Below are 24,170 nucleotides of genomic sequence, written 5' to 3' on the forward strand. Positions count from 1 at the left end.
TAATTCTAAATCTGTGTAAATATAGGTGTCAAGACACCTGTAAAAACAGGAGGTAAAAAATAATGAATGCCGACGTTTTAATTATTGGAAGCGGGGTAGCCGCTCTGCAGTTGGCAAAAAAGCTGCGCCAGGACTTAAATGTGATTATTCTCACAAAGTCGACTGTGAAAAATGGAAACTCATATATGGCGCAGGGCGGTATTGCAGCTGCCCTGGGAAAAAATGATCACCCATCAAAACACTACATGGATACACTCGAAGCAGGAAGATTTCATAATGATTCTGATGCAGTGCTGTCCCTGACCAGTGAGGCGCCATCCCTGATAAAAGAGCTGAATCAGGAGGGATGCCTGTTTGATATAGATTCTGATGGATCCCTTGCGTTAGGAAGGGAAGGGGCTCATTCAGAAAATAGAATTGTTCATGGGGGCGGAGACAGCACAGGAAAAACAGTCATCGATTTTATGCTGTTAAAGCAAAATCCTAACGTACGAATCTTAGAAGATATTCTTGTATTCCAATTGCTCATAAATGAAAAAGACGGCAGGTGTATGGGGCTAAAAGGAAAAGATTCTGCTGGTGCCATTCATCGATTCTTTTCCTCTCATGTTGTGCTTGCTACGGGGGGCTGCGGCCAGCTGTATGAATATACCTCCAATGCCGCCACCGTAACAGGAGATGGGATTGCCTTAGCATACAGGGCCGGGGCAGAAATAGCTGATATGGAGTTCATACAATTTCACCCCACACTTCTCTATAAAGACGGCAAAGCACTGGGGCTGATCTCTGAAGCTGTAAGGGGAGAGGGCGGCCGTCTTATTACAGAAGACGGGAGCCTTGTAATGGAAGGTCTTCACCCACAGGGTGATTTAGCGCCTAGACATATAGTGTCACAGGCCATTTATCATTCGCTGGGGAAGGGGAAGACCGTGTTCCTGGATATCTCTTCAATCGAAAACTTTAAATCCCGATTTCCGACCATAACAAAAATATGTGAAGAAAACGGCGTAAATTTAGACCTTGGGAAAATTCCTGTTTCTCCCGGAAGTCACTTTTTAATGGGAGGAATAAAAACTGATTTAATTGGCCGCACCAGCATTCCCGGCCTGTATGCGATTGGTGAAGCTGCCTGCACAGGCATACATGGCGCTAACCGGCTTGCAAGCAATTCCCTGCTGGAAGGGCTGTATTGCGGCAAGAGGCTTGCGGATTGGCTTAATGAACAGCCTTATAGTGAACCTGCTGAAGAACAGCAAATTCATAACCTGGAATTAAGGTGGCCATTTAAAGAAGATTTACCTTCCATTGAAGAAATTAAAATGAACATGATGAACAATGCCGGGATTATCAAAACAAAGGAAGGGCTTTTCGCTCAGATGGCCTGGCTTGAAGGCTGCAAAATTGAAGAATGGATAAAAGCAGATCTTGAACATTTTTCAATAGAGGAAATAACACGGGCTTTTATGCTGATTGCAGCCTATCTAATCACAGATTCTGCATTAAGGCGAACAGAGAGCCGGGGTGGTCATTTCCGGCAGGATTATCCTTTCGAAAGCCCGGAATGGCTTGGAAAAAGGATTATTCACTGCCGAAAAGCTGAAAGGAATGGTGAAAATGAACAAATTAAAGCTGCGATTGCAACTTGAACAATATTTTCTTGAGGACATTGGTGACCGCGACCTGACAAGTGAACTTATTTTTGGAGAGAGCCAGACAGGAAAAGTCATTTTTCTGGCAAAAGACAATGGGATTTTTTGCGGTGAAGAAATAGTCAGGTCAGGATTTAAGGTGCTGAACCCGGCGGCTGAAGTCAATATAAAAGTAAAGGATGGAGAATGGATCGAGAAAGGTCAAATCCTTGCTGAAGCCGCAGGGCCGGTATCGGATTTATTAAAAGGAGAAAGAGTTATTTTGAATCTGCTCCAAAGAATGAGCGGAATAGCCACAAAAACAAGTGAGGCTGTCCGGGTTCTGAACAGTTCATATACAAAAATCTGTGATACAAGAAAAACTACTCCAGGCCTGAGAATGCTTGAAAAATATGCAGTCAGGTCAGGAGGGGGATTTAATCATCGATATGGCCTCTATGATGCAGTCATGATTAAAGACAACCATATTTCTTTTGCCGGTTCAATTGCGAAAGCTGTGGAAGAAGTGCGTTCAAAAATTGGGCATATGGTAAAAGTCGAAGTTGAAACGGAAACAAAAGAACAAGTTCTGGAAGCAGTTGAAGCAGGTGCAGATGTAATCATGTTTGACAACAGGAGTCCGGAAGAGATAAAAGAGTGGATCAGAAGCGTGCCGAATGGGATAGTGACTGAAGCATCCGGAGGAATTACCCTGGATAACCTGCAAGCTTACAGCGATACAGGGGTTGATTTCATTTCCCTCGGCTTTCTTACCCATTCTGTGAAATCACTTGATATAAGCGTGAAGGTTATTGTGGAATAAATTGTCGAAAAAGGGGTTTGGAGCAAATGAATATTTTTCAGACAGCAGAAAAACAAGCAAAAATTCTTCCGGAAAAATATCGGATGATGACTGTAAAGGAACTGGAGGATCGGGCACGAGAAATAAAAAAAAGGTTTGGGAATAAGCTGTTCATTCCGGGTCATCATTATCAGAAGGATGAGGTCATCCAATTTGCGGACGCTACAGGTGATTCCCTCAAGCTTGCACAGCTTTCACAGGAGAATACCGAGGCGGAATATATTGTATTTTGCGGAGTGCACTTTATGGCTGAAACGGCGGATATATTAACATCTCCACATCAAAAGGTGATTTTGCCTGATATGCGTGCAGGCTGTTCCATGGCTGATATGGCTGATATCAGCCAAACAGAAAGAGCCTGGACGAAGCTGCAGAATATGTTTGGCGATACTATGCTTCCTCTAACGTATGTAAACTCTACTGCGGCCATAAAGGCTTTTGTTGGCCGTTACGGGGGAGCTACAGTTACTTCATCGAATGCTGAAAAAATGGTGAGCTGGGCCTTTGAGCAGAAGCCGAGAATTCTTTTTCTGCCTGATCAGCATCTTGGAAGAAATACAGCATATAACCTGGGAATAGCTCTTGAAGAAATGGCTGTTTGGAACCCTATTACAGATCAGCTGGAATATGAAGGAGAGCTGGAGGACATAAAAGTGATTCTTTGGAAAGGCCATTGTTCTGTTCATGAAAACTTTACTATTGAAAATGTCAAAGAAGTTCGCGAACATTATCCCGATATGAAAATCATTGTTCATCCCGAATGCAGGAGAGAAGTGGTGGAGCTTTCCGATATGGCCGGGTCAACCAATTACATTATCGATGCAATTGAACACTCAGAGCCTGGATCTTCCTGGGCAATCGGTACAGAGATGAATTTAGTTAAAAGGATTATCGCACGGCATCAGGATAAGAAAATTATCTCACTTAACCCGCATATGTGTCCTTGCCTGACCATGAACCGAATCGATTTGCCGCACCTGGTTTGGTCTCTTGAAGCAATCGGGGAGGGTGAAAGCCAAAATCTGATTCAGGTTGAAGAGCCAACTGCGGCATATGCTAAACTGGCACTTGACAGGATGCTTGAACGTCCATAATTGTGGCATAAAGTCTGCAGGCCGCTAAAATTGAAAATTAGCGCGCAGCGTAAAATATACTCCGCTGAAGGTATGCCTAAATAAAAAAATTCTCCACTGCAGGAGGATTTTTTTATTGCCTTGCTGCCCATTGCTGTGATGGGTATCTGTATGAAACGATGAATCATAATTCCCGGAAAAAAAGCATATCTTTTTGTGTAGATTGTTAGCAATTTGCCCAATCCTTCATACACTATATGGACTCATCGAGATTAACGGGCACTAATCTGCACCTTTCGCATAAATGGATGAAATGCCCGTAAATGCTGATTAGGGCACAGACTGAGAAAGCCGCGCATGCGGCAAATTCTGTGTGACCCACATCTTGTGGACCTCAGGCCAGCCATCACAGATGGAAGCATCACCTTAAGCATAGGAGGGAATTCAGAGTGAAAATCCATATCGTACAGAAAGGGGATACTCTTTGGAAGATTGCCAAAAAGTACGGCGTGAATTTTGAAGAGCTGAAAAAGATGAATACACAGCTCAGCAACCCTGATATGATTATGCCCGGTATGAAAATAAAAGTTCCTGCAAGTGGAGGTTCTATAAAAAAAGAAGCTCCTATTGGAGGAAAACCGGAAGCAAAAATAAATTTGGGTGCCAAAAAGGAGATGCCAAAAGCAGAACAGCCTTTTGCCAAAGAGAAACCTATTACCATGCCGAAAGCTGAAGCACCAAAGGAGAAGCCGTTAAAAGTAGCGCCAAAAAAGGAAATGCCAAAAGTAACGGCACCAAAGGTGGAAATTCCAAAAGAAGTGCCTAAAACTGCCCCAAAAGCAGAAGCACCCAAGGAAGTTCCAAAAAAACCTTATACACCAAAAATGCCAAAGCCGATTATGCCGGAAATTGATATAAATAATTATTACATGATGAATATTCAACAGCCGGCACCGCAGCAAAAGCCGCTGCCGGCAAAAGAGGTTAAACCGCAGCAGCAGAAACCTCTGCCTGCTAAAGAGGTTAAAGCAAAGGAAAAACCAGTGAAGCCTGCAGAAACAAAACCACAGCAAAAACCGTTGCCAATTTCAGAATCTAAGCCGCAGCCCCAGCTCCCGCCTAAACCAGTTAATATCCTTCCGCAGGTAAAGCCGTATTCAAATCAAGAAAGCCCTGAATCGCCGGAAAGCGAATCATCTCTTTATACACATCAAGGAGGTCAATATCAGCCGATGTATCCTTATAATCCATGTTACCCGCAAATGCCATTCCCTCAAGTGCAGGGAGCAATGATGCCGCAGATGCCACACCAGATGCCACAGGTACAGGGAGCGATGATGCCGCAGATGCCGCACCAGATGCCACAGGTACAGGGAGCGATGATGCCGCAGATGCCGCAGATGCCGCACCAGATGCCACAGGTACAGGGAGCGATGATGCCGCAGATGCCGCATCAGATGCCACAGGTACAGGGAGCGATGATGCCGCAGATGCCGCACCAGATGCCACAGGTACAGGGAGCAATGATGCCTGAGCATCAAATGCCTCATATGGGTATGATGGCCGGAGTAGAAAGTCCGGATTATGATGAATCTTCGCCGTTTATGCCAATGGCTCAAATGCCATCGGGTGTGATGGGAGCGGAAGATATGGGACAGCAGATGCCACATCAGGTACAGGGAGCGATGATGCCGCAAATGCCGCACCAGATGCCGCAGGTACAGGGAGCGATGATGCCGCAGATGCCACACCAGATGCCACAGGTACAGGGAGCGATGATGCCGCAGATGCCGCACCAGATGCCACAGGTACAGGGAGCGATGATGCCGCAGATGCCGCACCAGATGCCGCAGGTACAGGGAGCGATGATGCCGCAGATGCCGCACCAGATGCCGCACCAGATGCCGCAGGTACAGGGAGCGATGATGCCACAGATGCCGCACCAGATGCCACCGGGTGTGATGGGGGCAGAAGACATGGGAATGCAAATGCCGCATCAGATGCCACAGGTGCAGGGAATGGAAGAATCCCCAGACATGTCTCAAAAGCCATTAATGCCTGGCTCGGTGATGGGAGCTTCCAATGATTGCGGCTGTGGAGGACCGCAATTTGCTCCTGGAGGTTACGGACCAGGACCAGGATTTGGCCCAGGGCAGGGGTATGGTCCGGGATTCGGCTATGGCCCGGGACCAGGGTTCGGTCAGGGCTTTGGCCCAATGGGCGGAGCGCCTTTCGGAATGCCAAGAAACATAGACGAAAGCAGTGAATACGACGGTTAATAATGGAGGAGACGATTTAGTTCAAAATCGTCTCCTCTCCTATTTGCAGGATCAGCTGCCATTTAAAATTGAAGAATTAAAGCCAATCCGAAAGAAGGTTTATTTACTGAGGACACAGGAAAGATCCTATATACTAAAAGGGTTTTCATCCTATCACCGTCTAAAGCTTCAGGAAGCATTCACCTCTTCATTAATGAAAGAAGGATTTTCCAAAACATATATCTTTTACGAACTTGCCAAGGAACCGCCTTTGTTTTTTGACAGGACTTATTACGGCTGTATGGAGTATTTACCGCCTTCGAAAGAAGTTTTTACTTATTACCTGAAGACAGATCGTTTAGAAGGGCTGGAGCTGCTGAAGAGATTCCACGTTACTACAGAGAGGCTGGTCGGCCGCTATCAAACGGTTGTGCCGGCATATAGGCAAGCGGACAAGTGGAGAGAAAGAGCAACCCTTTTCCTTAATAATCTCCCTGTAGTAAGATATTTTGTCCAAAAAGAAATTATTAATGAGCTATTAGCCTGGGCAGATTGGTCCTTAAAAGGCATTGAAGACGAAGCCTGGCTTTTTCAGTCGGGGAAGCAGGTAATTCTGCACGGTGATGTAGCACATCATAATTTTCTCAGAGCAAAAGATCAATCTTTATATTTGCTCGATTTTGACCTGGTAGCAATAGGGGCTCCTCATTCTGATTATCTGCAGTATGCAAATCGCATCCTTCCTTATATGAATTGGTCCTTTGAAGATCTGAGAAAATACCCCATCTTAAAATCCAATCTTGAAGAAAAGGGCTTTCTTCATGCTTTGGCATTTCCTACTGATATATTCAGGGAATGGAATCGTGTAATAAGGGATAGATCGTATCTTGATTCTGTGAAAATCCGTCCTGTTCTGGACTTAACTGTAGGCCAGTTTGCTGAAAGACAGCGTTTTATTAAAGCTCTTAAATATGCTGCAAATGACAAAAACAAATAATGCTCATTAAAAAATTGGACGTAAATGGACAGAATGAAAGCCTCTCTTCGCTCACAAGCTAAATAAGAGCAGAAATGCTCAGGGCTTGTAATATTAGCGAGGGGGTTTTTCGCTTGCACAAGAAACTGCTTGCAGTGCCGATGGCTGCCATTTTATCAATGGGATTGACAGGATGCGGAACGAACGAAGAAGCAGGTGTCGAACGGAACAATGAAATTGGTCAGCCCATGGGATATTACTCGAATGAGAATCACGGAAACCGCGGCGGAAATGTCCGGGTGGAAGATGGTACAGATAATGACGGGCCGCTGACAGAAATGATGGATCATACGCTTGGAGGCGAGGGGAAAAGTACCCGTTATAACCAAGTGGGCAATAATGCCGGGAGAGTCCGGAACGAAAATACCGGAAACCCTACTATTCCTATTGCAGACAGAGATCGCAGCTTTTTCATGAAAGATAATCGTTTTAGTCATAGCGATGCAAATTATCACGGGCATCTCGATGATAATACGCGACAAGCTAAAAATTCCTATTATCAGGCTTATGAAGGTGAGCTTGCTGAAAAAATCGGCAACGTTACAGCATCTGTTCCGAATGTTGAAGACGTCAGATCTGTTACGTATGGCAGCAATGTTTTGATTGCTGTAGATCTGACTGATTACGATAAGGAAGAACAAACGAAAGAAGCGATTCATGAAGCTGTTGAGCCATATTTGCGTGGAAGATCTGCAAAGGTGGTAACAGACGAAGGAACATTCAGCCGTTTAAGAAACATTGATAACAATCTTCGTGATGGAGGCCCAAGAGAGCAAATTGATTGGGATTTGAAAAACTTATTCCGCAGGGAAAAATAACGAAGTAGCAAGGGGTAAAGCAGCTATGCTTTGCCCCTTTTCACATATAAAATTATTTCAGGATAAACATGAAAATTTTGGCCACACTAATCATAAAGATCTGGGAAAAACAGGCTCAGGCAGATAGTGAAGAAGTTACTATTTAATCGAGGTGATCGATCATGAGATCCATATGGGGCTTGCTAATAGCAGGAGCTGCTTCCTTTTATCTCTTCTTCCATCCGGATGTATTCAATTTTTTATCTAACAGCACATCTCTATATGCTATGGCAGCAGAGGAACAAATTGAAGGTCCGCTTAAGATGGAGGTCATTTTGGAAAGGGAGTATTTGGATGGGGAAGTGAGCCAGGAAACGATAGAGGAAACCATATGGACTCTTGAAGATTTCTGGGCTAAATATGATCAATGGCAGCTTGTTGATATGGATATAGATTATATGGTATTCCGCAGGGAAATGGATGATATTTCACCGTTATTAAAAGCAAATGGGTATTTCGGTGTAACGGAGGACGGAACCCTGACCATTTTCAATGGAAAGCCGCAAAAAACGAATATTATTCAGTCATTCTTTCAAATCGACTTAGGAAAATTAGAAAGCACAAAATGTGAAGAATTAAAAAACGGAATACCTATTGTTTCAAAAGATCGATATGTGGAAGTTCTTGAAACCTTTAAAAGCTATACTGCCGGTGAAAAGCAGGCGAATTGAAAAAGCATTGAAACATGCAAGGGAATGTACTTCTCTTGCATGTTTCTGTTATAAACAAAAAGACATATGAAATGTTTGTAATGTTACTTAGTTTCTGATAGCATATAGTTAAGTAACATTAGATGCAGGAGGGAATCTAGTGGAGTATGTTGATCCTATCAAGGACATCAAAAGTATCAATAAAATTAAAGAGATACTAAAGAAACAATCACAGCGGGACCTATTGCTGTTTGTATTGGGAATAAATACGGGCATTAGAGTCAGTGATCTGCTTTCTTTAAGAATCAGTGATGTTTCAGATGGGAAAGAAATAAAGGAATTTATTTATATTGATGATTTAAACAATGGTGCTGAATCAAAAAATAGCAATGAACAAAAAGCGTATTTTGTAAATAACAGTGTAAAAAAAGAATTAAAAAAATATTTTTCCCAGCATGATTTTACTGAGTGCGATTTTCTTTTCAAATCCAAGAAGAATAACCAGCCAATAACCCGCCAGCAGGCTTATCGGATCATAAATAGTGCTGCAAAGGAAGCGGGAATACAGGGGAAAATCGGAACACACACACTCCGTAAAACCTTTGGTTATCATGCTTACAGAAAAGGGATTGCCATATCGATCATTATGTCCATATATAATCACCACTCCTCAGCTGAAACATTGCGATATTTAGGAATTGAGAGAGGCCAAAAGCAATTAATCAAAGTGGATGTTAATCTCTAGTCCGATTTGAAAGCATAAAAAAACTCCTCCGCATTTCAGCAGAGGAGGAATTATTCATTATTCATCTTCATCATTCAAGGAATCATCTAAATCAACATTAGTTAAGTCAGATATAATGTCTTCAGTTACGATGACTTGAAGTGTCTTCTGGTCTTTCATAAATTTAAAAACCCCATTATTAAAGTCAGTGCCCTGATCTTTAAAAAAGATTCCTTCATATTCAGCATCCTTCGTATGTTTGAATGTCACACGATAGTTGCTTCCATCCTTAACGAGGTATGCTCGGACGCCTTTTTCAAACTGCCCCTCCTGATCTTTCAGGTAACGGGACACAGAAATGATATGAAGATCCACAAATGGAATTTCACGAAGAAGTGTATTGATGATGGATCCCTTGGCAATTTGTTCCCAGCGGCTTTGAGCTGTTTGGCCAAGAATTATTTGTGTAATGCCTTTTTCTCTTGCCACTTCGGTGATAACTTTTGATACTGGCCGCTTATCATTATCCTTCAAAATGAAAGCATCAGCACTAAAGTGTTCGGCTAATTGTTTCCACCTAGTGATGTAATGTGATTTCTCAGCATCCATTTCATCAAAAGGTTTTGGATCAATGGTCAAAATATATAAAGGACAATCTAGCATACTTGCTATTTGGCATCCGCGGCGAATTAACTTTTCACCATTTGGGCCGTAATAAACGCAGACAAGGATGCTTTCGTCCATTCGTCCTTTTAGTTTCTTCACTGTAAACTCACCTCGAATAGATGTGAAAAATAGTAGTGTCCATAAATTAAACTATGTATGACTATAGCTTATGCAACCTGAACAGTCAATGTCATTCAAGAAATTTAATCAATCTCTAAGGTAATGGTTTTATGAGTATGAGAGCATACTCTAAGAGACCAATTAAAATACCCTGAAATTTTAAAACAGTAAAGTGACCTTGAATTCATAAAAAAGGGAGGGGACCTATTTGTCTTGGCTTCACATAATGGTTTTAATTCCATTTTTATTTGCAATAATTGTTCCGCTTATTTATAGAGTTTTCACTCCACGCATACATACGGGCTGGTTTGTGCTTTGTGTGCCTTCAGTCATTTTTCTGTATTTACTAAGGTATATTCCAGTTATTTCAAATGGTGAAACGATTTTTATTTCTGTACCCTGGATACCCTCTTATGGAATAAATTATACAACATATATTGATGGGTTAAGCTTAGTTTTTGGATTGGTTATTACAGGAATCGGCGCTTTGGTTGTGCTGTATTCCATTTATTACATGTCGAAGCTGAAAGAATCACTGCATAACTTTTATGTTTATTTGCTGTTATTTATGGGAGCCATGCTTGGCTTGGTTTTCTCTGATAACATTCTTGTTTTATATGTTTTTTGGGAATTGACAAGCATCTCATCTTTCTTATTAATTGCTTATTGGTATCAAAGGGAAAAATCGCGGTATGGGGCACAGAAATCAATGAATATTACGATTTTTGGCGGACTTGCCATGCTTGCCGGATTTATCATGCTGTCAATGATGACAGAAACATATAGCATTCGTGAAATAATCCATCAAACTGACTCAATATATGATCATTCCTTATTTTTGCCTGCAATGATTCTTCTTCTTCTTGGGGCATTCACAAAATCTGCACAATTCCCATTCAGCATTTGGCTTCCGGATGCAATGGAAGCTCCAACGCCAATTAGTGCTTACCTGCACTCAGCAACAATGGTTAAAGCGGGAATATACCTAGTAGCGCGTATGACGCCGATTTTTGGAGGTTCTGCAGAGTGGTTTTGGCTCGTAACCAGTGCAGGGCTTGTAACATTGCTGTATGGTTCTCTTAACGCGGTAAAACAAACAGACTTAAAGGCTTTATTAGCCTACTCAACCATCAGCCAGCTCGGGCTGATCATGAGTCTGCTTGGCATGGGGTCAGCTTCCCTGTATTACGGTACAGGTGATGAAGCTTCAATGTACGCAGTAGCCGTCCTCGCTGCAATCTTTCATTTAATCAATCACTCTACGTTTAAGGGAAGTTTGTTTATGGTTGTGGGGATCATTGACCATGAAACCGGAACAAGGGATATTAGAAGACTTGGCGGTTTGATGCACCTCATGCCAATTTCTTTTACCCTGGCTATAATTGGCGGCTTTTCAATGGCTGGCCTTCCTCCATTTAATGGATTTCTAAGTAAAGAAATGTTCTTTACCGCTGTTTTGAATGCTTCTGATATGTCTATATTCAGCATGGAATCCTTAGGGGTAATTTTCCCTGTTATCGCCTGGGCAGCAAGTGTGTTTACTTTTATCTATTGTATGATCCTGATTTTCAAGACCTTTACCGGGAAATACAAGCCGAAAAAGCTGGAAAAAGCAGCTCACGAAGCACCAGTTGGAATGTTAGTGCCTCCGGTTATTTTATCTTCCCTGGTTATTATTATTTTCTTTTTCCCTAATGTACTTTCTCAATACATTCTTAAGCCCGCAATGGGAGCCGTTTTGCCTGCCTATTCTCAGCCTGGGGAAATTGAGATCAAGATCAGTGCCTGGCATGGCTGGAATACCGAATTATTCATGACCATGGGAGTCGTCGCAGCAGGAGCTCTTTTATATTTATATCTAAAAAAGTGGATTGGCATTTATTCAATCTATCCTTATAGCATGACCTTCAATAACTTCTATAATCAAGGGCTCGGCAAAATGGAAGACATGTCCTTTTCTCTAACAAAGAGTTATATGACAGGTTTTATACGTGATTATTTTGTTTATATCTTCACTTTTCTAATTATTATTGTTGGCGGTTCTATATTGTTCTTGGATGGAGCAGCCTTTGATGTGAGCAATAATGGACCTGTCAGCATATATGAAGGTGTGTTAATCATTAGTATGTTAACAGCAGCCTTAACCGTTCTATTTTCCAAATCAAGGCTGACGGCTATAGTAGCAGTTGGTGCTCTTGGATACCTGGTTTCACTTTTCTTTGTCATTTTCCGCGCACCGGATTTAGCTTTAACACAGCTGGTGGTTGAGACAGTAACAACTGCCCTTTTCCTTTTATGTTTTTACCATTTGCCCGAAATACGGAGGGAAGCAGTCAGAGTAAAATTCAAAATGACAAATTTAGTGATTTCCCTTGGTGTTGGGGCCATAGTGGCAATTCTTGCACTATCAGCTAATGGGACAAGGTTATTCGAGCCTATCGCCTATTATTATGAAAATTCATATGAACTTGCCGGGGCAAGAAATATTGTTAACGCCATACTTGTAGACTTCCGGGGGATCGATACAATGCTTGAAATATTTGTTCTTGGCATTGCTTCCTTAGGGGTGTATACACTTGTGAAACTGAGAATATCGGGGAGGGATAGAAGTGAAAGAACCAAATGATATCATTTTGCATGCTGTTATAAAGGTTGCAGTAGTTATCATACTTACCTTTTCGATTAACCTATTCTTCTCAGGACATCATAACCCTGGCGGAGGATTCATCGGCGGTTTAGGGTTTTCAGCTGCTCTGACGCTTCTGTTTCTTGCTTTCGATATTGAAACAGTCCGTCAAAACATACCCGTTGATTTTAAAGTGCTTACAGCCATTGGAGTTTTAATTGCTGTTTTTACAGGGGTAGGGGGCATTGTTTTTGGGGCGCCCTTTTTAACACAGACATTTGATTATTTCGACATTCCGGTTTTCGGAAAGACTGAACTGGCTACTGCAGTTCTCTTCGATGTCGGGGTTGCGCTGGCAGTTATTGGGACATCGATGTCCATAATTCTGAGTATAGGTGATGATCACTAAGAATGGAAACTTTAATGTCATTGCTTGTCGGTCTGTTTTTTACTATAGGAACCTATTTAATCTTAACCAAGAGTTTGCTTAGAATCATCTTGGGAACGTCAATTATCAGCCATGGGGTCCACCTGCTTATTCTCACTATGGGCGGTTTAAAGACGGGAGGTCCTCCATTATTGGGTTTGCAGGACCTTCCATTTACCGATGCGCTGCCGCAGGCACTTATATTAACTGCGATTGTTATTAATTTTGCAACAACTGCCCTTTTCTTAGTGTTGAGCTATCGTGCATATAAAGTGCTGGGCACAGACGATACGGATCAAATGAGAGGTAATCATGATGAATAACTTAATTATTTTGCCCATAATCATCCCTCTGATTACAGGAATGGTCATGGTGATTTTTAGGAGGAATATAAAACTTCATAAAATGTTCAGCCTCATTGCATTATCAGCATCAGGAATCATTGCGGTGATGTTAATGGGCGAAAATAAAAACGATGGGATTCAGACCCTGCATTTAGGCGGCTGGCAGCCCCCATTTGGGGTAAGCATGGTCGCTGATATGTTTTCCTCCATGCTGCTTTTAACAACAAGTATTGTAGCTGTATGCTGCTTGCTTTATGCCTTCAGATCAATAGGAGAAGAAAGGGAGAGACATTATTTTTATCCTTTATTTTTATTTCTGATTACCGGAGTAAATGGCTCTTTTATTACTGGGGACTTATTTAATCTGTTTGTCTGTTTTGAAGTGATGCTCATTTCTTCATACGTATTGATATCATTGGGGGGCACTAAGGTGCAGCTCCGGGAGTCTATTAAATATGTACTTACCAATATTATTTCATCATTTCTTTTCCTCGTGGCAATCGCCTATATTTATGCTATTACAGGTACTTTAAACCTTGCCCATCTTTCAGTGAGGGTTGCAGAGACAGGCCAGAGCGGGCTATTGACCATTATATCTATATTATTGCTGGTCATATTCAGCCTTAAAGCTGCACTCTTTCTATTCTTTTGGCTCCCAGGCTCATATAGTGCACCACCAGTGGCCGTCGCAGCGGTTTTTGCCGCGCTACTAACAAAGGTTGGCATCTATGCGATTTTTCGCTTATTTACCCTGGTTTTCTACCACGAGCCGCAAGTTACCCATCTCTTAATCGGTATTTTGGGGGCGGCAACCATGATCCTGGGCGCGATTGGAGCTGTTGCCTATTGGGATATTAAGAACATACTTGCTTATAACGTTATTATCGGCGTTGGTTTTATTATTGCTGGTTTGGCCTCTTTCTCAATCGAGGGAGTAACAGGTTCTGTTTACTATATTATTCATGACATTATTGTTAAGGCGCTTATTTTCTTATTAGGCGGGACAATAATCAGTCTTACAGGCACCGGGAAATTAAAAGATATGAGCGGCCTCATTCGTAATCACCCATACCTTGGATGGATGTTTTTTATTGCTGCTTTGTCCCTCGCAGGAATTCCTCCCTTAAGCGGTTTCCTAGGCAAGGTATTTATAACGCAAGGGACTTTTGAAGCCGGCTATTACTGGCTGGGCGGAATAGGCCTGCTGACAAGTCTGATGGCCTTATACTCAGTCATTAAAATTTTTATGAATTGTTTCTGGGGAGAAACATATTTAAGTGAAGATATGGAGTCAGGTACAACTAAAGGGGTGATGGTTCCGATAGCCTGTCTCAGCCTGCTGACCATATTGCTGGGCTTGGGAGCTGAAGGAATCTCAGCATATACCGAACTGGCAGTTAAAACCTTAATGAATCCGGAGTTTTATATTCATGCTGTCTTTGGAGGCCAGACTACGCCTTAATACCTGGAATGAACAGATTTTCTTCGAAAGGGGTTATCAATTTGCCCATTCAAGTATTAATTAATCTTTTTATAGCTTTTTTATGGATGTTTCTTCAAGATGACTGGAGCGTATTATCCTTTTTCAGCGGTTATCTGGTGGGGATTATTGTTTTGATCGTTTTAGAGAAATTTTTCAAAGCCCCTTTATATTTGAGATCTCTCGTTGCCATCCTTAAATTGTTTTTTGTGTTCATTTGGGAATTATTCACTTCAAGCATACTTGTAATCCGGCAGGTAATAAGGCCAAGAATTAATATCACACCCGGGATTTTCACAATTGAAACTGAGCTTGAAGGAGAAATTGAAGTAACTTTGCTTGCGCTGCTTCTTTCACTGACACCCGGTTCTGTAGTTGTGGAGATATCCCATAATAATAAAGTGTTTTATATTCATGCCATGGACATTCCCGAATCAAGTGAATCTGTCATAAAATCAAAGGATCGGTTTGAAAAGGCTATAAAGAAGGTGACCCGCAAATGATAGAAATTATTTTAATGCTATCATTGGGATTTCTCGCTCTCTCAATGATAGCAACAATATTTCGGCTGGTTATAGGACCAACGACACCTGACAGGGTACAGGCTCTGGATATTTTGGGGATAAATTTAATTTCAGCAGTAGCCATTTTCTCGGTATTACTAAAAACGCATGCCTTCATGGAAGTCATTTTATTAATTGGCATTCTTTCCTTTATAGGAACTATCGCTTTTGCACGCTTTATGGAAAGAGGTGTTGTCATTGAACGCAGACGTCTCAAGTGAATTGGTGGCGGCAATTCTAATACTGACAGGCACCATTTTCAGTTTTTTAAGTGCAATCGGCATTATTCGGCTTCCGGATGTGTATACCCGGTCCCATGCCGCCTCAAAAAGTTCCACTCTGGGTGTATTGTTCACATTGTTTGGAGCATTCCTGTTCTTCCTGTTTGCAGATGATTTTTTCAGTATTCGATTGCTGCTTGGAATATTTTTTGTATTCCTGACTGCACCCATTTCCGCACATGTAATTTGCCGTGCTGCTTATCGCTCAAGTGTAGAAATGAGCAAAATGAGTGTCCAGGATGATTTGAAGGATGCTTTAAGGAAAGAACAAGGAGATTCCTAAACCAAGTCTCCAGAAAAGTGTCTTCAGCATTTTATTCTTCGTGCCAAAATAGTTTGTGGTACAATGAGGTACAGTTGAATCAGAGGAGAGAAAGGCATTGTTTGAATTTGTAAGAGGCAGGCTCGATTTTATCGGACCTGAATATGTAGTTGTTGAAAACAATGGAATTGGATACCAGATATTAACGCCTAATCCATTTAGTTATACACCGGAGTTCGGGCAGGAAGTCAGGATATTCACGTATCATTATGTACGGGAAGATATCATAGCATTGTATGGTTTTCAGACTCGTGAGGAGAAGACTCTGTTTACCAGGCTGCTCAATGTTACCGGCATTGGGCCGAAGGGAGCTCTTGCGATTCTGGCTTCAGGTGAACCGGAGAAGGTGGTGCAGGCGATTGAAAATGAAGATGAAGCATTCCTTGTTAAGTTTCCTGGAGTCGGAAAGAAAACAGCGAGGCAAATGATTCTTGATCTGAAAGGGAAGCTTCCGGATATTGTACCTGACTTTTTCCCTAATCTGTTTTCAGCGGATAAACTTCAGGCTGAAAGCGGGGCTGCCGGGGACCTGGAAGAAGCTTTGCTTGCATTAAAAGCGCTGGGCTACTCAGACAAGGAACTGAAAAAGATAACACCGGAACTGAAGAAGGAAAAGCTTACAACGGACCAATACATAAAGAAGGCTCTGCAAAAGCTTTTAAAACTATAATTTGTTGGAAAAAGCCGTTTCGTTTTATGCTGAATTAAGAAGGTGATTAAGTATGGAAGAGCGGATAATATCCGGTGAAGCTGATCTTCAGGATCTTTCATTTGAACAGAGTCTGCGCCCGCAGACATTAAAGCAGTATATTGGTCAGGATAAAGTAAAGGAGAACCTCGAGATCTTTATCAAAGCCGCCAGAATACGCGAGGAGACCTTGGATCATGTCCTTCTCTATGGGCCGCCGGGTTTAGGGAAGACCACTCTGGCTGCTATTATTGCCAATGAAATGGGCGTAAATATCAGAACTACTGCAGGCCCTGCAATTGAAAGGCCTGGTGATTTGGCGGCGATCCTGACTGCATTGGAACCGGGTGACGTCCTGTTTATTGATGAAATTCATCGCTTGCCGCGGTCTATTGAAGAAGTTCTTTATCCGGCAATGGAAGACTTCTGTCTGGATATTGTTATCGGAAAAGGGCCAAGTGCCAGATCAGTGAGGCTGGATTTGCCGCCTTTTACACTGGTTGGCGCGACAACAAGAGCAGGGTCATTATCGGCTCCGTTAAGAGACCGTTTTGGTGTGCTCAGCAGACTTGAATACTACTCAGAAGAGCAGTTGACGGATATTGTTGTCCGTACAGCTGAGGTGCTGGATACTGGTATAAATCAAAAAGCAGCCATTGAAGTGGCCAGAAGGTCAAGAGGCACGCCTAGAATTGCAAACAGGCTCCTCCGTAGGGTCAGGGATTTCGCCCAGGTCAAAGCAGATGGCCAAATTGATGAAACACTGGCTAAGGAAGCCCTTGTGCTTTTGCAGGTTGACCGTTTAGGCCTTGACCATATTGACCATAAATTATTAAGAGGGATAATAGAAAAATTCCGCGGCGGACCTGTTGGCCTTGAAACCATTGCAGCGACCATTGGGGAAGAATCGCATACGATTGAAGATGTTTATGAACCCTATTTATTACAGATTGGGTTTCTTCAGCGGACACCAAGAGGAAGAATTGTAACGGACCTGGTGTACCGTCATTTTCAAATGGAGGTGCCTGCTGATTGAGCGGCATATCAAAGTGGCTGATGGTCATTGGTGCGATTATTTTTGCCATAGGATTTATAAGCCAGTTTATTAATATTGGCAAGCTGCCTGGGGATATAGTGATCAGAAAAGGCAATACGACTTTTTATTTTCCAGTCGTTACGTCGATTTTGCTGAGCATTATCCTTTCTGCCATCTTTTATTTTATTGGCAGGTTCCGGTAGTCTATATGAATAACAGAGGGTGACATCATGAAAGTAGATTGGTTTGATTTTCATTTGCCTGAGGAATTAATTGCACAAACGCCTTTGGCTGATCGGACAAGCAGCAGGCTAATGGTCCTTGATAAAAAAAACGGGGATATTCAGCATAGTGTTTTTAAAGATATTAAGAATTATTTTAAAGCCGGAGATTGCCTTGTCCTAAATGACACAAAGGTCCTTCCTGCAAGGCTCTTTGGAGAAAAGACGGGCACTGGTGCGAAAATAGAGGTGCTTCTTCTTAAACAGGCTGAAGGGGATTCCTGGGAAACGCTGGTTAAACCAGCCAAAAGAGTAAAAGAAGGAACTGAGATAACGTTTGGAGACGGCAAATTGACTGCTGTCTGCACTGGAACCTCAGATCATGGCGGAAGGGTACTTGAGTTCAAATACGACGGTATATTTTATGAGGTGCTTGAGCAATTGGGAGAAATGCCTCTGCCTCCTTATATTAAAGAGCAGCTTGATGATCGAGACCGTTATCAGACTGTGTTTGCCCGTGAGCGCGGTTCTGCTGCAGCTCCGACAGCAGGACTGCATTTTACCGAACAGCTTCTTGAAGAAATAAAAGAAATGGGTGTGCATATTGCTTTTATTACTCTGCATGTTGGACTTGGAACTTTCAGGCCTGTTAGTGTAGAGGATATAGATGAGCATGAAATGCATGCTGAATTTTACCAGGTAACTGAAGGAACTGCACGTTTATTAAATGAAGTGCGTGAGCAGGGAGGAAGAATCATCAGTGTTGGGACTACCTCCACGAGGACTTTGGAAACCATTGCTTCTGCGCATAATGGACGTTTTGAGGAAGCAAGCGGCTGGACTGATATTTTCATTTATCCAGGCTATGATTTTAAAGGGATTGATGGAATGATTACGAATTTCCACCTGCCTAAATCAACTTTAATTATGCTTGTGAGTGCATTGGCAGGCCGTGAGAACGTTCTGAATGCCTATAATCAGGCAGTTGAGGAGCGTTACCGGTTCTTCAGCTTTGGAGATGCTATGCTCATTTTGTAATATTATTCTGCCTTTCCCAGGCAGGAATAATGTGCTTTTAAATGGAAGGAGAACTGCAACTTGACTGCAATTCGTTATGAATTAATTAAAACATGTAAGCAAACAGGTGCGCGTCTGGGCCGGGTCCATACACCGCATGGTTCTTTTGAAACCCCCGTGTTCATGCCCGTTGGAACACTCGCTACAGTTAAAACCATGTCCCCGGAAGAATTGGCGGAAATGGGAGCGGGCATCATTCTAAGCAATACCTATCATCTCTGGCTTCGGCCGGGTCAGGAAATCGTGGAAGAAGCAGGGGGCCTTCATAAGTTTATGAATTGGGACCGGGCCATTCTGACAGATTCCGGCGGATTTCAGGTGTTCAGCCTGAGTGAATTCCGCAAAATTGAAGAAGAAGGCGTTCATTTCAGGAACCACCTGAATGGTGACAAACTGTTTTTATCTCCTGAAAAAGCTATGGATATTCAAAATTCGCTTGGATCTGATATTATGATGGCATTTGATGAGTGCCCGCCTTATCCAGCTTCTTTTGAATATATGAAGAAGTCGGTTGAAAGGACTTCCCGATGGGCTGAGCGATGCTTAAAAGCTCACAAGCGCCCGAATGACCAGGGGCTTTTTGGTATTATACAGGGCGGAGAATATGAGGAGCTGCGCAAGCAAAGCGCGAGAGACTTAACATCTCTTGATTTCCCGGGGTATGCAGTGGGCGGTTTATCGGTAGGCGAGCCTAAAGATGTTATGAACCGTGTGCTTGAATTCACAACACCGCTAATGCCGTCTGATAAGCCACGATACCTCATGGGAGTGGGATCCCCGGATTCTTTGATTGATGGTTCGATCAGAGGAATCGATATGTTCGACTGTGTTCTTCCTACAAGGATTGCGAGGAACGGAACGCTGATGACAAGTAATGGCCGGCTGGTTGTTAAGAATGCAAAATTTGCAAGAGATTTTGGCCCTATAGATGAGAATTGCGATTGCTACACATGCCGAAATTACAGCCGTGCTTACATCAGGCATTTGATCCGCTGTGATGAAACATTTGGAATAAGGCTTACAACTTACCATAACCTTTATTTTCTGTTAAAATTAATGGAGCAGGTAAGACAGGCAATTAGGGAAGATCGCCTGGGTGACTTTAGAGAAGAGTTTTTCGAAAGGTATGGATTTAATAAGCCTGACGCGAAGAACTTTTAATAATAAAATTTGAGAGTTCATTTAAGGAGCAGCTTTCCCTTAAATCGGGCCGTTCTTTGAAAGGGGGGAAAACAATGGAGCTTTTAGGAACATTAGGACCATTATTGCTGATGTTTGTTTTATTCTATTTCCTGTTAATTCGTCCGCAGCAGAAACGCCAAAAGGCAGTTCAGCAAATGCAGAGTGATTTGAAAAAGGGAGATAAGGTTGTTACAATCGGCGGCCTTCATGGATTCGTTGATGCTATCGACGAAGACAAAGTGGTTATTAAATGTGGTGACGGAAGCCGTCTTACATACGATCGTGCAGCGATCCGCGAAGTAACGCAGGCAACTGGCGATACATTAGCAAAATCTTAATATAAAAAAGAAGGTCCTGGATCTCAGGACCTTCTTTTTTTATGCGGTTCTTTTTGTGTTGAGATTCACTCCCAATATACCGCCCATCATGGCTGTAAGCGTGAAACAGGTGTGGTATATCATTTGCTCCATATTAAATAAACTGTCATGTCCCAAATATTGAAAAAGAAAAATAACGATTGAATAAATTAGGCCGGTTAAGCCTCCGAGCAGCCAGCCTTTTTGCTTGCCTTTGCCTCCGGAAATGAACCCGCCTGCAAAAAGAGAAATGAATGAAACAGCAGTAATAATATACTGCAAGGATGACTCCTGCAGTGATGTAAACTTCAGGAGCAGTGAAAAAATGAGACTGCCGGCAACAGCAAAGGCAAAAATCGCAATAATACCATAAAGTACAGCGCCTCCTAAGTTCTTTGATTCTTCTATATGGACCCTCTCCCTTCTTAATGAGTGAATAGGAACAGCTTTTAACCCTTGGGGTAATCAGCCTTTTCCTTAGTACAAGCATATTCAGACAATGAAAAAATAGAATCTAAATTGTTCAAAGAAAAAACCTTATATACTCATAAAAGTTCAAATATGCGGAAGAATATAAAGGATTGCATTAAAAGGAGTGCTGTAGAAGTGGAAGAATATCTAATCATCGTCGTAAGAACCTTATTTCTATATGCAGTCATTCTTCTCATTTTTAGACTTATGGGCAAGAGGGAAATTGGTGAACTAAGCATCCTGGACCTCGTCGTCTATATCATGATTGCTGAACTTGCAGTTGTCGCGATTGAAACTCCAGATTCAAATATTTTGAAAAATGTGCTCCCCATGCTCCTTTTGATGGTTGTACAAATTGTATTGGCCCTATTCTCCCTGAAGAGCAAAACATTCAGGGACGTAGTTGATGGACAGCCGACCATTATTATTAATAAAGGAAAAATAGATGAAAATGCCATGAGGAAGCAGCGGTATAACTTTGATGACCTGCTTCTGCAGTTAAGAGAAAAAGATATTGCCAAAATCTCCGAGGTGGAATTTGCCATCCTTGAATCCTCCGGTACGTTGTCAGTGTTTGAAAGAAAAGACAGTAAAGAGGGAGGGATAACGATCCCTTTAATTATAGATGGCACGATTCAGAAAACTAATCTGGAAACGATAAATAAAAGTGACTTTTGGCTGCGTCAGGAACTTCGAAAAGAGGGGTATAAAGAGATTTCCAATATTTCATTCTGCAGTTATGAAAATGGCCAATTTTATGTGGACCTGCTTGATGAAAGAAAATAAACAAGGACAGTTCAGCTGACCTTGTTTATCGCAGTATAGCGGGCAATATGACCCCACTTCAAGACTCATAGGAATCAAAGGAGGTTAAGTGGGGGTCAAACTGCCCGATCCCGCTGAGGCTCCTAGGGGCAAGCCGCCTCGGTATAATGTAAAGGCCAAAGACTAAGAACGGCACATCCTGTGGCAACGTCTGACCCACTTCCTGTGGGCCTCAACTAACAATCAGTTGGGGATAAGGAACCCACCCTACTGATTGAAGTTTCATTTTATTTAAATGCAAGCCTGGATAACACTTTGCCGATACCCGGAATTCGGACTAAGTCATTCTTTTTAATTAGTTTTAAGAATAATAAAAGGATGATATAGACTATTGTGATGACAGTGGATATCAAAATAACTCTTAAGGCTGTATTCATGTCCGAGCCAAGGATGTCTTTTAGCATCCAGAACCCTAAGCCTCCTGACATAACCATTGCAATAAACGTTTTTATATAATCCCTTACGAAAAAAGTAAAAGAAATAGCTTTCAGAACGGTTGCAAAGTGAAGCATTGTCACCAGGACTGTGCCTGTCAAAATCCCCATCGCAACTCCGTTAATCCCGAATGCAGGCTGGCTGGCAAGGAGAAAAATAACGGCTGTCTTTACAACAGCACCAATCAAACTGTTGATCATGGCAGCACGGGCAAGATTCAATGCCTGTAAAGTTGCCTGAAGAGGTCCCTGATAATAATAAAACAGGAAAAAGGGCGCCATCAGTTTAATAAAATGTGAACCGCTTGAGGAGCCATACATCACTTCCATTAATTGATCGGAAAGGACGTAAAGAACCACCACTGCCAGGCCGCCGGTAATAAATGCAAATCGAAGCGCCTGTTGAAGCCGGTATTCGATCAGACGCATATTATTTTGGGAATTTGCCTCGCTTATAGCCGGAACAAGAGAAGTTGACAGAGAATAAGTAATAAAAGATGGCAGCATCAGAAGAGGCATGGCAAAGCCCGTAAGAGAACCATACTGCTTCGTAGCTGCAGCTGCCGCCACACCTGCTAGTGCCAGACTTTGCGCTACCACAATCGGTTCAAAAAACCACGCAACAGAACCGATCATTCTGCTGCCTGTCGTTGGAAGGGCAACGGTCATTAATTCATTGAATGTACTTTTCCCGGAAGACACATATTTAAAAAATTGTTTCCTGACTCTAAATTTCTTTTTAAGCTTAAATGTGGTCATTAAATAAAGCAATGATGCAAGCTCCCCGATAACTGCTGCCAGCATGGCTCCCGCCGCCGCATACTCAATTCCATATGGCAGGAATGCCTTAGTCATTAAAGCGATCAGACTGATTCGGACTACCTGCTCAATCATTTGGGAATAGGCAGCAGGCTTCATGTTCTGCCTGCCCTGGAAATACCCCCGAATGACAGAGGAGACGGCAATGATTGGCACAATTGGAGCTATTGCCATCAAAGGCAAATGTGTCCGGTTATCAGTAAAGAGCGTCTCTGATAATAATGGAGCGAGCAAAATTAAAGCGGGAGTAAAAACAACGGAAAGCGAGATGGTCGTCGCTAAGGAAACAATTAAAATTTTCTTGATTTTTGCTGTATCGCCTCTTGCCTCTGCTTCTGCTACATTTTTAGAAATAGCAACCGGCAGCCCAAGCTGTGTAATGGTGACGACAAGAATCATGGTGGGAAAGGCCATCATATAAAGGCCAACACCTTCTTCTCCAATAAATCGGGCAATGACAATTCTGTTAATAAAGCCAAGGACCCTGGTTACCAGGCCTGCAGCGAGCAGGATCATGGTACCTTTCAGAAATTTGGACATTCAACTCCCTGCCTTCTCAAAATGGGTAATATCATATACAATTATCTATATGCAAGATAGAGGACAAAGCATGACAAGCTATCATAATTTCCATGTTATTAATGGCGGGGAGGCGGCTGAAAATGAAAATCGGCCATGAATATGATTATTTTCGAACTACGGTAAAACCTGCACTGGAAAGCAAACTGGATGAATTTCGGCTTCTGGGATATAAAAAAGTGTCTGAACAGGAGCTCTGGGGATATCTGACAAAGAAAAAGTGGAAAAAACCAAAAGAAAATGTCAGGCTATTTGAAATTGTGGAAGAAGTCATGGAGGTAAAGGTGAGTGAATACATTCACTATGTTACCATTGAGGCTTTTAAAGAGGCTGATTTTTCTTTAGAGAATGAAGAAGAACGAAGAAAACTATTAAAGTAGCAAGGTTTTTCCGATTTTTTCAAGGTTTAACATGATATAAGACAAATTGACAGGTTTTACAATCTGTTTCATAATGAAAAGCGGAGTATTCGGTCTTTTTTCTTGTCATAGATCATACATAGAATGAAATTTAAGAACGAGTGTTAAGAATCGCAATGGTTCAATGGAAGCTTTATTTAACGGTC

General features: G+C 42.2%; 26 protein-coding genes. 23 read left to right on the forward strand and 3 right to left on the reverse strand.

Features of this window, described 5'->3' with window-relative positions; all coding sequences use genetic code 11:
* The first annotated feature begins 62 nt into the window (after nucleotides 1-62).
* The 8 genes from nadB to NYE23_RS01160 all read left to right on the forward strand — a co-directional run bounded on the left by nadB (nucleotide 63) and on the right by NYE23_RS01160 (nucleotide 9,109).
* On the forward strand, nucleotides 63-1,646 hold the full coding sequence (gene nadB, locus NYE23_RS01125; RefSeq protein WP_341074902.1) for an L-aspartate oxidase: 1,584 nt from the start codon (nucleotides 63-65) through the stop codon (nucleotides 1,644-1,646).
* Nucleotides 1,615-2,451: a carboxylating nicotinate-nucleotide diphosphorylase gene (nadC, locus tag NYE23_RS01130; protein WP_341074904.1), complete on the forward strand. Its 837-nt coding sequence runs from the start codon at nucleotides 1,615-1,617 to the stop codon at nucleotides 2,449-2,451. The genes nadB and nadC overlap by 32 nt, the downstream gene beginning before the upstream one ends.
* A 26-nt stretch (nucleotides 2,452-2,477) precedes the next feature.
* Nucleotides 2,478-3,584 carry a quinolinate synthase NadA gene (gene nadA / locus NYE23_RS01135; protein WP_341074906.1) on the forward strand — a complete coding sequence of 369 codons (1,107 nt, stop codon included), beginning with the start codon at nucleotides 2,478-2,480 and terminating at the stop codon, nucleotides 3,582-3,584.
* A gap of 428 nt (nucleotides 3,585-4,012) precedes the next feature.
* The gene (safA, locus tag NYE23_RS01140) at nucleotides 4,013-5,842 is read left to right on the forward strand and encodes a SafA/ExsA family spore coat assembly protein (protein ID WP_341074907.1); all 1,830 of its coding nucleotides are present in this window, start codon (nucleotides 4,013-4,015) and stop codon (nucleotides 5,840-5,842) included.
* The gene (locus tag NYE23_RS01145; RefSeq protein ID WP_341074909.1) at nucleotides 5,826-6,818 is read left to right on the forward strand and encodes a phosphotransferase; all 993 of its coding nucleotides are present in this window, start codon (nucleotides 5,826-5,828) and stop codon (nucleotides 6,816-6,818) included. Before safA ends, NYE23_RS01145 begins: the two co-directional genes overlap by 17 nt.
* Before the next feature lie 113 nt (nucleotides 6,819-6,931).
* Nucleotides 6,932-7,675, forward strand: coding sequence for a YhcN/YlaJ family sporulation lipoprotein (locus tag NYE23_RS01150; RefSeq protein ID WP_341074910.1), 744 nt, complete (start codon nucleotides 6,932-6,934; stop codon nucleotides 7,673-7,675).
* A 161-nt stretch (nucleotides 7,676-7,836) separates the two neighbouring features.
* Nucleotides 7,837-8,385, forward strand: coding sequence for an intercompartmental signaling factor BofC (locus tag NYE23_RS01155; RefSeq protein ID WP_341074911.1), 549 nt, complete (start codon nucleotides 7,837-7,839; stop codon nucleotides 8,383-8,385).
* Between the two features lie 139 nt (nucleotides 8,386-8,524).
* Nucleotides 8,525-9,109, forward strand: coding sequence for a tyrosine-type recombinase/integrase (locus NYE23_RS01160; RefSeq protein WP_341074912.1), 585 nt, complete (start codon nucleotides 8,525-8,527; stop codon nucleotides 9,107-9,109).
* A 57-nt stretch (nucleotides 9,110-9,166) separates the two neighbouring features.
* On the opposite strand, the gene NYE23_RS01165 is transcribed toward NYE23_RS01160, so the two are convergent.
* The gene (locus NYE23_RS01165; RefSeq protein ID WP_341074914.1) at nucleotides 9,167-9,853 is read right to left on the reverse strand and encodes a universal stress protein; all 687 of its coding nucleotides are present in this window, start codon (nucleotides 9,851-9,853) and stop codon (nucleotides 9,167-9,169) included.
* Between the two features lie 229 nt (nucleotides 9,854-10,082).
* Between NYE23_RS01165 and NYE23_RS01170 the strand changes: the two genes are divergently transcribed.
* The 13 genes from NYE23_RS01170 to yajC all read left to right on the forward strand — a co-directional run bounded on the left by NYE23_RS01170 (nucleotide 10,083) and on the right by yajC (nucleotide 20,459).
* Nucleotides 10,083-12,500, forward strand: coding sequence for a Na+/H+ antiporter subunit A (locus tag NYE23_RS01170; RefSeq protein WP_341074915.1), 2,418 nt, complete (start codon nucleotides 10,083-10,085; stop codon nucleotides 12,498-12,500).
* Nucleotides 12,484-12,909 (forward strand): Na(+)/H(+) antiporter subunit B, encoded by a 426-nt coding sequence (locus NYE23_RS01175; protein WP_341074917.1) that lies wholly within the window; start codon nucleotides 12,484-12,486, stop codon nucleotides 12,907-12,909. The genes NYE23_RS01170 and NYE23_RS01175 overlap by 17 nt, the downstream gene beginning before the upstream one ends.
* A 2-nt stretch (nucleotides 12,910-12,911) precedes the next feature.
* Nucleotides 12,912-13,250: a Na(+)/H(+) antiporter subunit C gene (locus NYE23_RS01180; RefSeq protein ID WP_341074918.1), complete on the forward strand. Its 339-nt coding sequence runs from the start codon at nucleotides 12,912-12,914 to the stop codon at nucleotides 13,248-13,250.
* A complete protein-coding gene (locus tag NYE23_RS01185; protein WP_341080558.1) occupies nucleotides 13,243-14,733 on the forward strand; it encodes a Na+/H+ antiporter subunit D in 1,491 nt (496 codons plus the stop codon). The genes NYE23_RS01180 and NYE23_RS01185 overlap by 8 nt, the downstream gene beginning before the upstream one ends.
* A gap of 41 nt (nucleotides 14,734-14,774) precedes the next feature.
* Nucleotides 14,775-15,254 (forward strand): Na+/H+ antiporter subunit E, encoded by a 480-nt coding sequence (locus tag NYE23_RS01190; RefSeq protein ID WP_341074919.1) that lies wholly within the window; start codon nucleotides 14,775-14,777, stop codon nucleotides 15,252-15,254.
* Nucleotides 15,251-15,535 (forward strand): Na(+)/H(+) antiporter subunit F1, encoded by a 285-nt coding sequence (locus tag NYE23_RS01195; RefSeq protein ID WP_048011600.1) that lies wholly within the window; start codon nucleotides 15,251-15,253, stop codon nucleotides 15,533-15,535. Before NYE23_RS01190 ends, NYE23_RS01195 begins: the two co-directional genes overlap by 4 nt.
* On the forward strand, nucleotides 15,513-15,878 hold the full coding sequence (mnhG, locus tag NYE23_RS01200) for a monovalent cation/H(+) antiporter subunit G (RefSeq protein ID WP_341074921.1): 366 nt from the start codon (nucleotides 15,513-15,515) through the stop codon (nucleotides 15,876-15,878). The genes NYE23_RS01195 and mnhG overlap by 23 nt, the downstream gene beginning before the upstream one ends.
* Nucleotides 15,879-15,975: 97 nt before the next feature.
* Nucleotides 15,976-16,587, forward strand: a complete 612-nt coding sequence (gene ruvA, locus NYE23_RS01205; RefSeq protein WP_341074922.1) for a Holliday junction branch migration protein RuvA — start codon at nucleotides 15,976-15,978, stop codon at nucleotides 16,585-16,587.
* Nucleotides 16,588-16,639: 52 nt separating this feature from the next.
* Nucleotides 16,640-17,641: a Holliday junction branch migration DNA helicase RuvB gene (gene ruvB / locus NYE23_RS01210; protein ID WP_341074924.1), complete on the forward strand. Its 1,002-nt coding sequence runs from the start codon at nucleotides 16,640-16,642 to the stop codon at nucleotides 17,639-17,641.
* The gene (locus tag NYE23_RS01215) at nucleotides 17,638-17,844 is read left to right on the forward strand and encodes a DUF2905 domain-containing protein (protein ID WP_048011596.1); all 207 of its coding nucleotides are present in this window, start codon (nucleotides 17,638-17,640) and stop codon (nucleotides 17,842-17,844) included. Before ruvB ends, NYE23_RS01215 begins: the two co-directional genes overlap by 4 nt.
* 27 nt (nucleotides 17,845-17,871) lie before the next feature.
* Nucleotides 17,872-18,900, forward strand: a complete 1,029-nt coding sequence (queA, locus tag NYE23_RS01220; RefSeq protein ID WP_341074926.1) for a tRNA preQ1(34) S-adenosylmethionine ribosyltransferase-isomerase QueA — start codon at nucleotides 17,872-17,874, stop codon at nucleotides 18,898-18,900.
* 60 nt (nucleotides 18,901-18,960) lie between these two features.
* Entirely contained in the window at nucleotides 18,961-20,100 is a 1,140-nt protein-coding gene (gene tgt, locus NYE23_RS01225) for a tRNA guanosine(34) transglycosylase Tgt (protein WP_341074928.1), read from the forward strand.
* A 74-nt stretch (nucleotides 20,101-20,174) separates the two neighbouring features.
* Entirely contained in the window at nucleotides 20,175-20,459 is a 285-nt protein-coding gene (gene yajC / locus NYE23_RS01230; RefSeq protein ID WP_341074930.1) for a preprotein translocase subunit YajC, read from the forward strand.
* Between the two features lie 39 nt (nucleotides 20,460-20,498).
* Here the strand turns inward: yajC and NYE23_RS01235 are convergent, their stop codons facing one another.
* A complete protein-coding gene (locus NYE23_RS01235) occupies nucleotides 20,499-20,915 on the reverse strand; it encodes a TIGR04086 family membrane protein (RefSeq protein WP_341080561.1) in 417 nt (138 codons plus the stop codon).
* Nucleotides 20,916-21,083: 168 nt separating this feature from the next.
* Between NYE23_RS01235 and NYE23_RS01240 the strand changes: the two genes are divergently transcribed.
* A complete protein-coding gene (locus tag NYE23_RS01240) occupies nucleotides 21,084-21,734 on the forward strand; it encodes a DUF421 domain-containing protein (protein ID WP_341074931.1) in 651 nt (216 codons plus the stop codon).
* Between the two features lie 266 nt (nucleotides 21,735-22,000).
* Here the strand turns inward: NYE23_RS01240 and spoVB are convergent, their stop codons facing one another.
* Nucleotides 22,001-23,566, reverse strand: a complete 1,566-nt coding sequence (gene spoVB / locus NYE23_RS01245) for a stage V sporulation protein B (protein ID WP_341074932.1) — start codon at nucleotides 23,564-23,566, stop codon at nucleotides 22,001-22,003.
* A 122-nt stretch (nucleotides 23,567-23,688) separates the two neighbouring features.
* Between spoVB and NYE23_RS01250 the strand changes: the two genes are divergently transcribed.
* Nucleotides 23,689-23,985 (forward strand): post-transcriptional regulator, encoded by a 297-nt coding sequence (locus NYE23_RS01250; protein ID WP_341074933.1) that lies wholly within the window; start codon nucleotides 23,689-23,691, stop codon nucleotides 23,983-23,985.
* Nucleotides 23,986-24,170: the final 185 nt, after the last annotated feature.

Origin of the sequence: Cytobacillus sp. FSL H8-0458 (assembly GCF_038002165.1) — a bacterium.
Lineage (GTDB): Bacteria > Bacillota > Bacilli > Bacillales > Cytobacillaceae > Cytobacillus.

Bases quoted from the DNA above. Each gene is read 5' to 3' on its own strand.
- nadB (WP_341074902.1), top strand. From the start codon at position 63: ATGAATGCCGACGTTTTAATTATTGGAAGCGGGGTAGCCGCTCTGCAG.
- yajC (WP_341074930.1), top strand. From the start codon at position 20,175: ATGGAGCTTTTAGGAACATTAGGACCATTATTGCTGATGTTTGTTTTA.
- queA (WP_341074926.1), top strand. From the start codon at position 17,872: ATGAAAGTAGATTGGTTTGATTTTCATTTGCCTGAGGAATTAATTGCA.
- NYE23_RS01250 (WP_341074933.1), top strand. From the start codon at position 23,689: ATGAAAATCGGCCATGAATATGATTATTTTCGAACTACGGTAAAACCT.
- ruvB (WP_341074924.1), top strand. From the start codon at position 16,640: ATGGAAGAGCGGATAATATCCGGTGAAGCTGATCTTCAGGATCTTTCA.
- nadA (WP_341074906.1), top strand. From the start codon at position 2,478: ATGAATATTTTTCAGACAGCAGAAAAACAAGCAAAAATTCTTCCGGAA.
- NYE23_RS01155 (WP_341074911.1), top strand. From the start codon at position 7,837: ATGAGATCCATATGGGGCTTGCTAATAGCAGGAGCTGCTTCCTTTTAT.
- NYE23_RS01185 (WP_341080558.1), top strand. From the start codon at position 13,243: ATGAATAACTTAATTATTTTGCCCATAATCATCCCTCTGATTACAGGA.
- NYE23_RS01195 (WP_048011600.1), top strand. From the start codon at position 15,251: ATGATAGAAATTATTTTAATGCTATCATTGGGATTTCTCGCTCTCTCA.
- nadC (WP_341074904.1), top strand. From the start codon at position 1,615: ATGAACAAATTAAAGCTGCGATTGCAACTTGAACAATATTTTCTTGAG.
- spoVB (WP_341074932.1), bottom strand. From the start codon at position 23,566: ATGTCCAAATTTCTGAAAGGTACCATGATCCTGCTCGCTGCAGGCCTG.
- NYE23_RS01180 (WP_341074918.1), top strand. From the start codon at position 12,912: ATGGAAACTTTAATGTCATTGCTTGTCGGTCTGTTTTTTACTATAGGA.